Source organism: Streptomyces sp. NPDC033178, assembly GCF_055577685.1.
In genome coordinates this window covers 278,488-292,205 of sequence record NZ_JBVIPT010000006.1, presented here as the reverse complement: position 1 = coordinate 292,205, position 13,718 = coordinate 278,488, and the positions used below count along the sequence as shown (strand labels likewise).

Genomic DNA, 13,718 nt, shown 5'->3' with positions numbered 1-13,718 from the left:
AGTCCTCCTTACAGCGGCGGGTACGCCGGGTACGCCAGCCGCAGGTCCGCGCCGGCCGAATGGGTTTTCGTGACCCCGTTGATGGAGCGGATCACTGTGAACGTCTGCGGGGACAGCAGCTCGAAGTTGTCCCACGACACGATCAAGTTCGCGTTGGTGTTCGCGGTCTGCCGCACCGACCGGCAGCCCACATTCGAGCCGGAGACCAGCGCGCCCTCCGACACTTCGATCTGCCAGTCCGGCGCTAGCCCAGCCACCGGCCACACCCGCGCCTTGTGATCCGAGCCGATCGCCTGGAACTGCAGCCGGAAGAAGGCGAACGCCGAGTGGGTGAGCCTGGTCGTGTACGAGCCGAGCTCCGACTCCACGCCGGCCGCCCGCTTACGGATGGACAGTGTGATGACCTGCGCCGTGCTGATGGACAGTTGCGCCATGTAGCAGTTGTCGCCGTCCACCGCCCGCGCCACCAGCGACACAAGCTGCGGGCCGCCCGTCGCCAGAGCCGCCGTTGCAATATCCGCCTGCAGCAGCGCATCCGTGCCGGAGATCGCCGTCAGATCCAGGCGGGCCACATCCACAGCGGTGAGCCGGTGAGCTCCCTCAGTACCCGTCGTGTAGTGATCGGCAGCGACACCGCCCGTGTTGACCCACGCGCTACCCCTCGTGGGAGTGCCCCACGTGGACGCGCTAGCGGTACGGGTGAACGTATCCAGGGCGGCGGACTCGACACCGATGACCCGCTGCACCTCGCCGCCGACACGGATGTCGAAGGGGAACTCCTCCGGGCTGCCGCCTTCCGGGCGGATCATGGCGTGGGTCACCCACAGCACGTCGGTGGACGGAGGGAAATCGGGCACGGTGGGTGCAGGGTTCGCTGTCACCGCGCCCACCGGCGCCGTCGCCGTGACCTCGAAGTATGTCCACTCGTGCTTGATGACGTGCTCATCATTCGACGACGTGGCCAAGTAGCCCGCCCCGTCGAACCAGTTGATGTTCAACGCCACCGTCCGAGAGGTGGCGCAGCGCAGCCAGCCCGACAGCGTGTACTGCTGGCCTACCGTGACCGGGACTTGGTCGCCGCCCGCGTTGGGGTACTGCTCCACCCCGTCCGGGGTGATCTCCAGCGCCCACTTGCCGATGAACTTCGGGTTGCCTGGGATCGGCACGCGCTCGATCGTCGACCCGAACCCGGACCAGCCTGTCGTGTCCGTCTCGAAGCTGGTGTTGGAGTTGAGCGGTGCCGGGGCCGTCACCCACACCGGGCCCTCGGTCACCATCACATCGACGGGCGTCTCCGTCGACGTGAGATCCTCCGCCAACTCTGAGCCGTCCGTATCCGCCCGGTCATAGATCCCGTCACCCTCGAACGCCACCGAGTACGGTCCGGCCGGCGTGCAGTTGAACGCGAGCGACCACGACGTCTGGTCGAAGACTTCCGTGTAGCCCTGCACCATCAGGTCGAGGGTGTCCGGCGGCAGCCAGACCGGCGGGTTCGTGATCTGCATCCGGGAGCCGATGTCGACGGACGCCGCATCATCAATCAGCTCGGGGGCCGCGGCCAGGTTCACCGACACCACCGGGAAGCGGAGTTCGTCCCACGTCCCGAGGTGGAGTTTCCAGCCCGCATGGAACGGCGGCTGAGTGTCGTCGTACAGGGACAGTGTGTGCGACGTGTCGTACAACCCCACGCCGCTTGGTGGCGCCTGCGTCGACAGCGGTCCCTCGTCGAGGGTCAGCCGCGCGGAGCTGCCGCCGGAGCGTTGCACGGTGACGTCGTTGGTGAGGCTCTGATCGTCCTCTTCCGGGTCCAACGGGGTGACGAGACCCTTGCCGGTGTAGTCGAGGACCAAGTCGGGGAGCTGGTTGTACAGCGACCGGCGCTGCACGTAGCGCAGGCCGAGGAGGTCACGCTGCTCGCACAGGATGCCCTCGTCGACGCCCTCCGCCTGCCGCAGCAGATCGAGGATCGCGGCCCGGGTCTGGACGCCCATGCGTTCGTCGCCGATGCGGGTGGCGTACGAGTGGAAGCCCTCCTCGAAGCCGAGACGGTGGATTCTGCTGGCGGCGATCTCGCCGTCCCAGCCGATCAGCGGACCCAGCGTGCTACCGAACGCCGTGCTCGCGTTGGCCACCGCCAGATGCCCGACAGCCGTCCCGTTCATCGCGCCGTCTTCGCCCAACCTGATCTGTGTGACCGTGCCGAACGTGTAGCCGCTCAGGGTCGCCCCGGTCGACACCCCGGACGCCGAGTCCAGGGTGCTGTCGTCCAAGTCCAGGCTGAACACGTCCCATTCGATGTCGGCGCCGGACTGGGTGAGCTCGATACCAAGGCTCTTCTTCTCCTCGTTGACGGCGAACGCGACGGGGCCCGGGTTGAGGACGGTTGTCCCGTCGGCGTCGTAGGCCTCCAGCTCCAGGCCGCCGGACGTTGTCACATACAGGGACCATGTGCGGGCCGTGCCCGTCGTGGTGAAGGAGATCAGCCGCTGCGTGGACACCACCCCGGCAGCGGGCACCGCGACGAAGAACCGCATGAACATGGCCGTCGTCGCGCTGTACGACGGCATGTTGACCCGCAGCGATCCCGTACCGATCTCCGGCAGGGGCGCCGATGCCACCCAGTCTGAGTAGGCGGCCGGCGTCACTGTGCCCGTGATCCGCAGCCCCGGATGGCCGGAGATCGCGGAGGCGAGTTCGGTTGCTTCTGCCTCGTCCTCCATCGGCCAGTAGCCGACGATGCTGGTCCGTGACGGGGCGGTGAACTCTCTGACCACGGGGGACTTGGCGGGGACCGCGCCCTTGCCGAGGCGCCGGAGCAGCCCGGATGCTTCGACCTCGGCGACGACGTCGAAGCCGCCGGTCTCCCACCGGGACGGCCAGGAGGTGATCTCTCCGACGAAGCGGATTTTCCTGCTGCTGATTTCCGTCTGGCCCGCGACGGTCCAGGTGCGTCCCGCGTCATCGGCGAAGCTCGTGGTCCCCGACGCCTGCTCGCTGAAGCGCGGGTCGGCCACAACCGTGCCCACATCGCCGATCCCGGTGCGGATCTCGGCGGCGTGGACGTAGCCGATCGCCTCGGTGTACACCGTGGACGTCGAGTCGGCGATGCGTACCGGTGCCGACCCGGAGAAGATGCTCGTGGCGCCTGCGCCGGTGACGGTCTCGCCGAGCTTCGCCCACACGCCGTCGATGGAGTCCGACGTGAAGAACTCGACGTCGTAGCCGCCGAACCCGTTGTTCACATCCAGCGTCGCCCGCACGGCGAGCCGCCCGGACGCCGGGACCGGGAGGGGCTCGGTGGATTCCTGGGTGATCTGCGTGGAACCGTCTGTCGACCACTCCAACATCAGGTTGCCTTCGTGGACGTACAGGCTCCACGACCGTTGCCCCAATGCCGACTTGCCGATCAGCTCGGTGCGGCTGGATACGACGAACCCGCCCTCGATGATCGAGTAGTCGGCCAGCACCCAGTTCGCGAGCGTCCCGTCGAAGCGGACATCAAGATCCCCGGTGATGTCCAGGACGCCGGTGTCGGGGGTGGAGATGAAGTCGCCCGTCGCGCCCGGCACCAGAGCTGCGACCGACCCCGACAGGACCGAGATCCGGACCGGGGTATTGCGCCCGATCTGCCCGTAGTACGGCGACTCAGGGCGCCGTGGCGTGTACTTGCCGCCCGTGTTGGTCAGCGCGAAGCTGCAGCGGCCGAAGTCGACTTGCTGCCCCCATTCGGAGCGGCCGCGCGTGATGCGGACCCGCTGCTCGCGGCGCACGTCGGAGGTGATGTCCGTCCACGTGGCGCCGTCCAGGCTGATGTCGACCTGGATCGGGAGGATCGTCTCGGGGAACGCCATCAGTCCACGCCTCCGAACGATGCCCGCAGCCCGCCGCGCTTGCTCACTTCGCCCCGGAATGGGTCAAAGATCTGCTGCGCGACAACCCGGCCGTCCAGAGTGATCGTCTGGTGTACGACCACCGGCTGCATCCCACCCGCCACGGCGTCGGACCTCTTGGCGGCCATCGTCCCGCCGCGCGGCGCGTTGAGCATCGACGCCCACGCAGGCTGCACGGAGCGGTTCTTCTCGATGCCCACCGCGAAGCCCTCCGCGGTGTAGTCGCCGACCTCCTCCATCACCGTCGACGGCGACTTGATACCGAGCGCCTTCTTGATCGCCTTCTCCATGCTCTTGGCGATCTTCATCATCTGCTTCTCGATCGAGTCCTGCTTCTTCTGCAGACCCGACACCAAACCCTCGGCCGCCTTGATGCCCGCCCCGTACATGGCGTCGGCGGTGGTCTTGCCTGCCGCGGTGGCGTACGAACCGATCTGCTTCTGCAGCTCGTTCAGCTTCTTGATCTCGCTGGAGCCGCCGCCCAGGATCGCGGCCGCGGTCTCCATGCCCCCGCCGTCGATACCGGCCTCGCCGATCTGCGCGATCAGATCCCCGGACAGGCCCTTCTTCTTCAGGCTGGTGAGCATCCCGGAGAACTGCTTCGCGTGGCCCGCGCTGCCCTGCATCTGCGACATCAGGGTGTTGATGGTGACCTGGCCCTCGGCGCCCGCACCCTTGGTGATGTTCGCGCCGGAGAGGATCCCCGACTTCACCGAACTCGACAGCGACGCCGCCGAGTCCTTCAGCTTGTCGAGCTTGTCCTTGGCCTTCTCCAAGCTCTTGTTGACCGACTCAAGATTCCGCTGGTACCTGAACAGCGGGTTGCCGCTGCCGTCCGCGCCGATCGCGCGCAGCGCCTTCGCTTCCGCACCCCCGTGGCTGGAGCGCTTGATCAGGCTGGACATCTGATTCATCGTGCTGACCAAGGCGCTGACGCTGTCAGCCTGGGTCGCGCCCTTGATGAACTCGTTGTTCTTGAAGCCCGCGTTCCGGCCGAAGTAGGACAGCGAAGTGAACCCGGACAGATCCTTCCTGGCGTCCCGCTCCGACTTCGACACCGAGCCGCCCTTGGCGAAGCGGGGCAGCCGACCCTCGTTGATCGCCTCCAGCAGCGCGCGGTTCTGGCGGGAGGCCTTCGCGTTGACGATGAACTCATCGTTGGACGCCATGATCGGCACCGAGTCTGAAGTGTCCGTACCCGGCCCCCGCACCACGCCACCGGTCGCCATCCGGCCCGCGGACAGGCCCGCAATGTTCTTGCCCTTGTACGAGTAGTACGTGGTCACGTAGGTGCTGGCGGTCCTGCCGTTCAGCCGGGCCAGCGCCGACGACACGGCGCCGATACTCCCGAGGGACTGCCCGTTCGCGGTGAACACCTGCGTGCGGCCGTCGGGGAGCCGCTTGGTCTTCAGACCCACCGCTTCCAGCGCAGCGATCGCCGCACCGTTCAGCGCGTCGACCTTGATGGACTTCGAGCCCGGCGTCTTCTCGATCGCCGACTGCACATCGTGCAGCCCGGAGATCGCCTCTTCCTTCTCCGCCTTGATGAGCGTCTTGACCTCGGACGGCACCCCGAGCAGCGTGTTGACGTACTCCGTCGCCGCCTGCTTGTTTCCCCCGAAGGCTTCCGTCGCAAGCAGCATCATCTCGCCGCGGAGCTTCTCCGACTTGCCAGTCATCGAGGCGAGAGAGTCACCAGCCGCGATCCCCGACGAGAGCAACTCGTCCTGCGCCGCAGCGGCCGCCGACATCGCGTCACGGTTCGCGCGGCCCGCCTCGGTGTCGGCGTTCAGGGTGGCGCCGTGCTCCTTGAACGATTCCGTCAGACCGTCCAGCGCTCCCTCGAACTGGGTCTGCGCGTCGTGCGCGCTGCGGTTGACGTCGTTCAACGCGAGGATGCTCGCGCGCAGACCGTCCGCGGACTTCTGCTGCGCTTCCAGCTTCGCCGACGTATCCAGTGACGCCTGCCCGAAGATGCCCATCGACTGGGCTGTGAGCTCCTGCTCCGCCTTCAGCCCGGCCACCGCCGACTGGTATTCGGGGAAGGCGCTCTTGAAGTCCTTCAGCGACATGCCCGAGTCGAGCGCCGCCTTCTTGAACGTCTCGAACTGGTCGGCGGCCTGGTCCCCGTAGCCGGCCTTCGCCATGGAAGCGAAGGCCTCGTCGAAGCTCTTGAAGTCGTCCTTCGTCGCGCCGAGCGACTCGGACCCGCGCACCAGGTCATCGATCTTCGTCACGGCCGTGTCAGCGAACGCGCCCAACCCGGTGAACGCGAGGAAGGGCTTCGCCTTCTCCATGCCGTCCGACTCGGACTTCAGCTTGCCGAGCTTGTCGACGAACCCGTCCATGTCGCCGAACGTGTTCTTCAGCTCGCCCGACCACCTGCCTGACGCCGACAACTCCTTCAACGAGTCCGTCAGTTTGTCGACATCCGGGGGCGCGCCCCGAGCCTTCTTCGCCAGCTCGTTGATACCCAGCGCCACCGCACCCAGGACGCCGAGCGAACCGCCGACCTTCTGCAACGTCGACATCCGCTGCGTCACGCCCGCAATCGCCGGACCCACCCCGCCGAACTGGGCGGAACGCACGAACCCCGACAGATTCGCCGCGGCCCGAGACGATGTCACCGCAGCCACCGCGGCGCCGGCCATCGATACCGCCTTCAGCCCGACCGCGGTCTGCATCAGCACGGTCACCAGCTCCGGCGGCAGCGCAGCCACCAGACCGGCCGCCGCGTTCACCAGCGTCAGCATGCCCGGGCCCGCGTCCGCGGCTCCCTCGGCGAGGGTGGTCACCGCATCACCGACCGACGACAAGGTCTCCCGGAGCGCGGGCCCGTTCTGCTCGGCGTAGTCCATGAACGCCTTGATGGGGCCGTCCGCCTCGCCCGAGGCGAGAGCGTCCGAGAAGTTGATGATGCCGGTGACGGCTTTCGCCAACGACTCGTTCGCGAACGCCGACACCTTCTCCGACAGAGCATCGAACCCAGGGGACGCCACCGCGCCGCCCGCAACGTTCACCAGCCGGTTCAGCTGATCCGCCGCACCGGTGGCCATCGGCGTCAGCTGCGGGATCACCTGCCGCATCACAGCGAAGGACTTCTCGACCGGCTTCATCGTGAAGCCGGAGATCTCATCGGACCAGGCCTGGAAGTCACCCGTCAGCATCTGGAAGCCGACGGCGGCCTTCGCGGTGCCATACGGCATCGCCGCCAGCGACTGCGCCGTAGCAAGCTGTGCGTCGGCCGCCTGCTTCGAGCCGCGCCCCGACTTGACGACCGCGTCTTCGTACTTCTTCTGCGCCGAGACAGCCTCCGACAGGCTGGAGATCTGCCCGGCCACCGCGGCACCGAACACGCCCACAGCCAGGGCCGCCCCGCCGGCCTTCGCCGCGATCGGAGCGAACGACGCAGCCAGCGGTGCAGCGGCGGCGGCGAGAGGGATGATCGACCCTTTGAGTGCGGACATTGATGTCTTCGCGCCGTCGGTCGATCTGGAGACGCGGTTCATCGCCCCGGACATGGCGTTGCCCTCGGCGACGAACCGGCCCCGCATGTCCCGCAGTTGCCCGCTGGTGTCGCGAATCGCGCGGACGGCTTGGCCGTTGTTCGCTGTGATGACGATGGTTACGTCGTCTCCAGCCACGGGGTGTCACCTCCTTCCGCAGGTTCGGGTTCGTTGGGTGTGCCGAGGGCTTCGATGGCGAGCAGCCGCAGCAGGAGGGTGTCCTCTTGCATGAGGGTGGTGAGGGTGTAGCCGGGGAACCGTTCGAGGAGGCCGAGGATGCGGCGGGCTTGAGTTAGCTGGCTTGGCTCTCGGACAAGGGAGCCATCGGAATTACGGGCGCCGGGGAGCTCTCGCCAGAGGTGGAGCTGTCGGGCAAAGGGTCGGACTTGTGGACCCCCGTGAGCGCCTGGATCCACGCACTGTTGAGCGCCTTGATCAGACGCGTGTCGCGTCCGCGGGACTCACCGACGGGGATCGGCTGGTCCTGCTGGTCGGTGAGGTTCCAGCTGATGAGCGCCTTGTGGAAATGCTCGAAGGTCTCGTCGTCGCCCCAGCCTTCGTTGCCGTACCAGCCGAGGCCTGCCGCGTACGTGGCGAAGTCGAGGCTGCGGAGGGTGGCTTCGAGGCCGTGGTAGCGGTGGCCTACTTCGAAGCGGAGGGTGATGGTGCTTTCGGGCTCGCGGAATCCCACGGCCGCACCTCCAATCGTGTTGGGGGGGATGGTCAGGACCAGGCCGGGACGATGCCGGAAGCGAGTTGGAAGGGCACCGACCACGTGAACTCGCCGGACTGTGCACGCGTCATCGCGTAGTCCGTGAGGATGCACTCGGCTGCCAGCGTCTGGCCCGAGATGGTGGTGGTGATCGTCCGCTCGACCGAGGTAGAGGGGACAGTCTTGAGCACGTCGTGCGCCAGGTTTGATCCGTCGTCGAAGCCTCCGGCGGCGGTGCCGGAGTAGTCGGCGAGGAGGAGCAGCCGGGCCATCGCCGATTCGGCGAGGCTGGTGATGTCCTGGACGCCGCGCGGCATGGTCCAGTCCAGGTTGAAGGTGCTGCTGCGGATGTCTCGCGCGTTACCGCCCGAATCGTCCACGCTGAACGCCGACCACCCGAGTCCGGATTCGATCGCCATGTCCGTATTCCTTCCTAGTTACGCCGCGCTCTCCGGCGGTGTGGTTCAGCCCTTGTCCCGCTCGTCGAGCAGCAGCCCCATGTGCTGCTGCACGTGCTCCACCCAGTCGGCTGGGTTCTTATGCACCCGCACCTCGCCGACCTTCGCCCGGTAGTCGCCGCCCCGAACGAGGTACAGCTCCGGCATGGTCTGGTGATCGGCGAAGCAGCGTTGCCCGGACTCGAAGCGGAACGCAGTCAGCCCGGCCGCGGTCTTCTGCTCCTTGAAGGTCCGCCGAGATCCGCGGATGAACGCCGCCTGCGCCTTGCCCAGATGCGTGGACTCGTCGATGACGGACTCCCAGCCAGACCGCCACTGCGGACAGCCCACCCGCTCGCACACCGACTTCACCCGCTTGTCCGGGCGGGACTGCACACTCCACGTCCGGTACGCCTCCACCGGCATACGCGGATCCTGAGGCCGGAACGGGGCGCCCATCAGAACGTCACCGCCGTCACGTTGACGCAGACCGCAGCCGCGAACACCAGCGACGTGAAGCCGCCTGTCGTCACCGTCACCGCCCGCACATACCGTTTGATCTCCGTCCCCGCAGCGATCTCAATCCGCTGCACCGTCGGCCCGCTGGTGATCTGCGTGAACCCGCCGCCCGTGATGTCCGCGAACGCGTCATCGACCCCGTTGTCGGAGGAGTGCTGCAGCTTCACCGTCACGTCCGTGCCCGCGAAGCTGAACACCTGCAGATACGCCTGCGCCCCATGCGAGGTGTGCGAGGAGACGTAGGCGTCGCCGTTGACCGTCCACGTCCGCGGTGTCGCGTCCGTCACCGTGCCCGTTGCCGCTGCCGCGGCCGGAGCAGCCACCGAGGAGCCTGCGATCCCCGACAGGACCTGCGCCCGGAACACCTTCCCCGCCAGCCGGTTGACCGTGCCGAGGGTCTGCCCGCCCAGCTCCAGCACTGCGGTCGACGCGAAGATCGACGTGACCGCACCGACAGCCTGCGGGGTGCCGAGCGCAGTCCACGCCACCCCGTCGTCCGAGGTGTAGAAGGTGACCGTCGCGTCGGTGCCGCCGACGTCCGCGTCGAGCGTCGCCCGCACCCACGTCGTGGCGCCGGCCGCGAGCGCGCCGAGGTTGGCCGAGGAGGTCTCCGTCTTCTCGACGGTCCCGTCCTCGCTCCAGCGGAAGATCAGCGCGCCCGCCGTGGTCACCGCCAGCGCGTAGCTGCGCTGGTTGCCGGTGGCCGTGTACTTGGCGATCAGCGTCGACTCGGCCGCCGGAGTCCAGTCGTTCAACGCCACCCGCACCCGCAGGTCGATGTCGCCCGTGATGTCGAGCGCTGCGGCGTCGGGGGTCGAGACGTAGTCGCCGGACGCCCCGGGCAGGAGGACGAAGTCTTCGCCGTCGTACCCGAACTCGGCGGCAGTGCCGGACGTCGCCGCGGTGTCGGTGCGCTTCCCCGCGGTGAGGAGGTCGCACCACTCCAGGCCGAACGCGTTGCCCTGCGCATTGACCGCGATGGTGAGGGAGCCATCCTGAGGGCGGGTGAAGTCGTAGTTGATCTGCTTCCCGACAAGGCACGCCACGGGGTCGCCGATCGCCGCACCCGTCGCCCACATCAGCTGCCGGTCCGCCACCGGCAGCGCGCCGAGCCGCTCATGCGCCTGGCCGGCCGCCTTGTTGAAGAACGCACCCCAGGAGATCCGCCCGTCGCGGAGGAGGCCTTTGCGTCGGTAGGCGGACATGTTGATGGCGGTGGTGTCCTGGGTTCCGACGAGGCCGCCGCCGATGTCGTCGGCGCTCCCGGTGTCGCCGGAGAGGTCGTAGCCGCCGTAGTAGAAGGCCTGGCCGAGTCCGTCTGTGATTGCCATCTATGCCACCTGCGTCCACACGGAGTTGATCACGGTCGGGATGGACAGCGTCGCCATCCGGTAGGTCGTCGACCCGATGTCGAGGTAGCCGTAGCGGGCGCGCATGCGGTCTCCGAACTGGCCGAGGAGGTCGATGTTGCGGACGCTGCCGCCGAGGGTGAAGTCGCCCGTGTACGCGTTCATCAGGGCGTCCACCGCGCCGGTGAGCAGCAGGTCGATGTCGTCCATGGGCTCGGTGTCGGCGGGCAGGTAGAGACGCCCGTTGAAGGTGACGTACACGCCCGTCGTGTTGAGGCCCGAGTTGCCGGGCAGCGGTTCGATGCCGCCGACCCACACCGCGTAGGTGAGGCCGGAGCCGGGTGCGGACAGGGGTTCGTGGGAGAGGACCTGCCCGAAGTGGCCGAGGGCCTGCGCATGCGAGGTGAGCACGGCGCGGGGGGCAGCAATGTCCAGGGGCATGGCCGCTCACATCCTTCTCGTGTAGCGGGCCATGACGCTGCGTGCGATCCCCGGCGCCCGGGTCTGGATCAGGGCCCGCGCGCGGGAGAACGCCCGGTAGCCGCGGAATCGCGTCACCGGATAGTTCCGGCTGCCGGTCCCCTCCAGCCACGGCCCGTAGATGACGCCGTGGTCGGTGACCTCGTAGCCGCCGCGCGAGGAACGCTCCACCCCGACACGGGTTTCGTAGTAGGGGGTGCGCTTTCGGATCGACGTAGCGAGGTGGCCGAGGACCATGTTCTCCGCCTCGGTCGCCACCCGGTAGTTGGCCTGGTCGGTGCCGTCGTGCAGTGCACGCTGGGCTCGTCCGTCGACCATGGGGCCGCGGGAGTTGACGTTGACTCGGATATCGAAGCCAGGCATCACACGCTCCGAATCCGGGCTTTGCGGCCGTGGCTGACGTACACGCGCTTCCGCAGATCCCCGAGGCCCCGCCCGGACGCTTCCCGCTCGCCCTCACCTGAGCCTGCGGTCCGCGCGTAGCCGGAACGCCCCTGCAACAGGTCCGTGAGCGCCTCCGCCACACACAACTGCCGCACCGGGCCGGGCGGATCCCACCGGAACACGGCCGCCGCGGTGAGGTGCTCGGCGGCCGTCGTACCGAGCGCGCCGCGCGCCACCGTCAGAGTCCGCGGCGCGTAGATGGCCGCGCCCACACTGTGAGCGGCGATCGTCGACCCATCCCACGCCCGGGTCACCACCAGCGTGTTGCCCGCGATGTCGTCGACCCGCATGCGCTCGCCGTCGATGAGGACCGTCTCCCCAGCAGCGAACGCGGCACCGGACTGCACGGTCACGGTGACCGAGTTGTTGACGTTTGTCAGCCCCGCCCCGCCGAGGGTCTGCCCAGTGTCGAGCTGCGCCCGGCCGGTGACGATCATCCGCTCGGTGTCGACGCGCAGCAGCGAGCCGATACCGACGGCAGCCGAGGTGCCAGCGCTGACATCGACGCCCGTCTCGGACGCGTCCAGCGCCTCGGCCGTGACGCCGGCCGGAGTCTCGTCGTTGCGGTAGCCGAACAGGCCGGTGACGACGATGTCCTGTTGGTAGGTGTCGCCGCCGCCGAACGAAGCGCTCGACGACAGGTCGATTTCGAGGCGCGTGTACGGGGGCTCGTCGAGGTCGTCGGCGCGCCGCAGCAGGTAGTCGGATGCCGCAATCGCCGTGCCGCCGGAGGTGAGGGCGGTGACGGAGATGAGTTCGTTCTGGTCGAGGCGCAGGACCCACGGTGTGGCTCCGGCGCGGGGAGGCCAGTCGAACTTGCGGGTGTCCAGCTCGGGGTAGAAGCGCCGGTGCGTCAGCCCCTCCACCGCCTCGGTCGCATCGGCGAGCGCGCGGTCGATCCGGGCATTGGACCGGGCAGTCTCCTTCACATCAAGCTCGGCCTTGATCTCCTCGCGCGTCGCGTAGAACGGGACCGTCATCTCTCATCACCTCCTCTCGCCATGCGGGTTGAGTAGTTGGTCAGGCTCCGTCAGACGCCGACGTAGCTTCCGTCTGGTCGCCATCCGTCGAAGCGGCAGAAGAGCTTGCCGTCCGGGCCTTCTTCGAGCGGATGCCCGTCGTTCGGGCACGCGATGTGAGGGGCTGCTTGCTCGGCTCGGTACCGCTCGACTGCGTCTCGGGTGATGTCTCGGAGCTGCTCCCAGGAGATGACTCCTCACCTCCCTCCTTGTCTGCGGGCTCCGGCCACACGTCGGCGTCGCCCTCGTTGCCCCACGAGCCGCCTACGACCGACGCGCCCGCGATGGTGGGCCCGCCGTGGCGGGTGATCTTCGGCATTGCGGCGTCCTCCTCGTGATCCGTCGACTGGCAGTGCGGGCACGCCAGGAGACCCACCGCAAAGCGGGTGGTGCACTCCTGGCATCGCCTCAGCGCCATGTCAGCCCGCCACCAGCGTGGCGCCGTCGGTGAGCGGCACCCACGTCGCGTACCAGGTGACGGCGCCGTCAGGGTTGGTGCCGGTGGTGACCTGCTCGATGTCCCCGGTGGAGACGACGACACCGGACAGGGCCTTGCCGTCCAGCGACAGGTCCGGGGCGGTGTCGGTCTGGTCGAGGACGCCGAGGATCGAACCGACTGCGGTGTCCGTGGTGCCGACGTCCGTCGCGGTCACGATGTCCGCCGTGGTCCCGGTGGTGGGGTTGGTCTGCAGCTTCACCGTGTTGGCGACGGTGATCGCGGTGGTGACCTTGCCCCACAGGGCCGTGATCAGCACCTCGCCGCCGGCGATGGTGAAGATGGTCCGCGTGTCCGCGGCGAAAGCACCCGACGCACTGGAGACCGGTGAGCTGCCGAGGACCAGCGACCGAAGGGCCGTGCCCGAAGGGGGAGATGCGCTCATGATTCAGCCCCTCTCAGACCAGAGCCGGAAGGTTCTCGGGCGCGCGCCCGACCTTCAGGTCGTGGAGGATCGCGACGACGGTGCCGGTCGAGGTGGACGCCACCTTGACGTGCGTGTGGCCGTCGGGCAGTTCTGACTCGTCGATGGTGAACACCGAGCAGTCGTGGCCGGCCGTGCCGTTGTTGACGACGGTCGACGCGGCTGCCTGCTCCACCAGCGACCACGCGCCGCCGGTGCCGGTGCTGTCGTAGAAGTGATCGACGGTGGCCAGTGCCGCCGCGCCGGTACCGCCTGCGCTGGCCGCCGAGGTGACGGTGTAGGTGTCACCGGCGCCGAGGAAGCAGACGAAGCTGACCGCGCCTGCGTCCCTGAGGGGGACGTACACGTCGTCGGCTACTGCGACGACGTTGAAGACCCTTCCGAGTCCATCCATGATGTGCCTTCCTTACGGGGGGTTAATGCCGTTTCGGGTTGGCCCCGG

At 68.0% G+C, this 13,718-nt stretch carries 12 protein-coding genes; all 12 read right to left on the bottom strand.

Annotation, left to right across the window (positions count from 1 at the left end):
• Nucleotides 1-8 precede the first annotated feature (8 nt).
• The 12 genes from ACZ5VQ_RS17430 to ACZ5VQ_RS17375 all read right to left on the bottom strand — a co-directional run bounded on the left by ACZ5VQ_RS17430 (nt 9) and on the right by ACZ5VQ_RS17375 (nt 13,670).
• Nucleotides 9-3,851 carry a hypothetical protein gene (locus tag ACZ5VQ_RS17430; RefSeq protein ID WP_469105621.1) on the bottom strand — a complete coding sequence of 1,281 codons (3,843 nt, stop codon included), beginning with the start codon at nt 3,849-3,851 and terminating at the stop codon, nt 9-11.
• Complete coding sequence (locus ACZ5VQ_RS17425; protein WP_469105620.1) at nt 3,851-7,534, bottom strand: hypothetical protein; 3,684 nt, start codon at nt 7,532-7,534, stop codon at nt 3,851-3,853. The genes ACZ5VQ_RS17430 and ACZ5VQ_RS17425 overlap by 1 nt, the downstream gene beginning before the upstream one ends.
• A gap of 154 nt (nt 7,535-7,688) precedes the next feature.
• Nucleotides 7,689-8,087 (bottom strand): hypothetical protein, encoded by a 399-nt coding sequence (locus tag ACZ5VQ_RS17420; protein WP_469105619.1) that lies wholly within the window; start codon nt 8,085-8,087, stop codon nt 7,689-7,691.
• Between the two features lie 32 nt (nt 8,088-8,119).
• Nucleotides 8,120-8,527: a hypothetical protein gene (locus ACZ5VQ_RS17415; RefSeq protein WP_469105618.1), complete on the bottom strand. Its 408-nt coding sequence runs from the start codon at nt 8,525-8,527 to the stop codon at nt 8,120-8,122.
• Between the two features lie 45 nt (nt 8,528-8,572).
• On the bottom strand, nt 8,573-8,971 hold the full coding sequence (locus ACZ5VQ_RS17410) for a hypothetical protein (protein WP_469105617.1): 399 nt from the start codon (nt 8,969-8,971) through the stop codon (nt 8,573-8,575).
• Nucleotides 8,972-9,003: 32 nt separating this feature from the next.
• Entirely contained in the window at nt 9,004-10,395 is a 1,392-nt protein-coding gene (locus ACZ5VQ_RS17405; RefSeq protein ID WP_469105616.1) for a hypothetical protein, read from the bottom strand.
• Nucleotides 10,396-10,854, bottom strand: a complete 459-nt coding sequence (locus tag ACZ5VQ_RS17400) for a hypothetical protein (protein WP_469105615.1) — start codon at nt 10,852-10,854, stop codon at nt 10,396-10,398.
• 6 nt (nt 10,855-10,860) lie between these two features.
• On the bottom strand, nt 10,861-11,256 hold the full coding sequence (locus tag ACZ5VQ_RS17395) for a hypothetical protein (protein WP_469105614.1): 396 nt from the start codon (nt 11,254-11,256) through the stop codon (nt 10,861-10,863).
• Nucleotides 11,256-12,317 (bottom strand): hypothetical protein, encoded by a 1,062-nt coding sequence (locus ACZ5VQ_RS17390; protein ID WP_469105613.1) that lies wholly within the window; start codon nt 12,315-12,317, stop codon nt 11,256-11,258. Before ACZ5VQ_RS17390 ends, ACZ5VQ_RS17395 begins: the two co-directional genes overlap by 1 nt.
• A gap of 40 nt (nt 12,318-12,357) precedes the next feature.
• Entirely contained in the window at nt 12,358-12,675 is a 318-nt protein-coding gene (locus ACZ5VQ_RS17385) for a hypothetical protein (RefSeq protein WP_469105612.1), read from the bottom strand.
• A 100-nt stretch (nt 12,676-12,775) separates the two neighbouring features.
• Complete coding sequence (locus ACZ5VQ_RS17380; RefSeq protein WP_469105611.1) at nt 12,776-13,237, bottom strand: hypothetical protein; 462 nt, start codon at nt 13,235-13,237, stop codon at nt 12,776-12,778.
• 13 nt (nt 13,238-13,250) lie between these two features.
• Entirely contained in the window at nt 13,251-13,670 is a 420-nt protein-coding gene (locus ACZ5VQ_RS17375) for a hypothetical protein (RefSeq protein WP_469105610.1), read from the bottom strand.
• Between the last annotated feature and the right edge of the window lie 48 nt (nt 13,671-13,718).

Excerpts from the sequence above, each read along its gene's own strand:
- ACZ5VQ_RS17430 (WP_469105621.1), bottom strand. The coding sequence starts at position 3,851 with ATGGCGTTCCCCGAGACGATCCTCCCGATCCAGGTCGACATCAGCCTG.
- ACZ5VQ_RS17415 (WP_469105618.1), bottom strand. The coding sequence starts at position 8,527 with ATGGCGATCGAATCCGGACTCGGGTGGTCGGCGTTCAGCGTGGACGAT.
- ACZ5VQ_RS17410 (WP_469105617.1), bottom strand. The coding sequence starts at position 8,971 with ATGCCGGTGGAGGCGTACCGGACGTGGAGTGTGCAGTCCCGCCCGGAC.
- ACZ5VQ_RS17405 (WP_469105616.1), bottom strand. The coding sequence starts at position 10,395 with ATGGCAATCACAGACGGACTCGGCCAGGCCTTCTACTACGGCGGCTAC.
- ACZ5VQ_RS17400 (WP_469105615.1), bottom strand. The coding sequence starts at position 10,854 with ATGCCCCTGGACATTGCTGCCCCCCGCGCCGTGCTCACCTCGCATGCG.
- ACZ5VQ_RS17395 (WP_469105614.1), bottom strand. The coding sequence starts at position 11,256 with ATGCCTGGCTTCGATATCCGAGTCAACGTCAACTCCCGCGGCCCCATG.
- ACZ5VQ_RS17390 (WP_469105613.1), bottom strand. The coding sequence starts at position 12,317 with ATGACGGTCCCGTTCTACGCGACGCGCGAGGAGATCAAGGCCGAGCTT.
- ACZ5VQ_RS17385 (WP_469105612.1), bottom strand. The coding sequence starts at position 12,675 with ATGCCGAAGATCACCCGCCACGGCGGGCCCACCATCGCGGGCGCGTCG.
- ACZ5VQ_RS17380 (WP_469105611.1), bottom strand. The coding sequence starts at position 13,237 with ATGAGCGCATCTCCCCCTTCGGGCACGGCCCTTCGGTCGCTGGTCCTC.
- ACZ5VQ_RS17375 (WP_469105610.1), bottom strand. The coding sequence starts at position 13,670 with ATGGATGGACTCGGAAGGGTCTTCAACGTCGTCGCAGTAGCCGACGAC.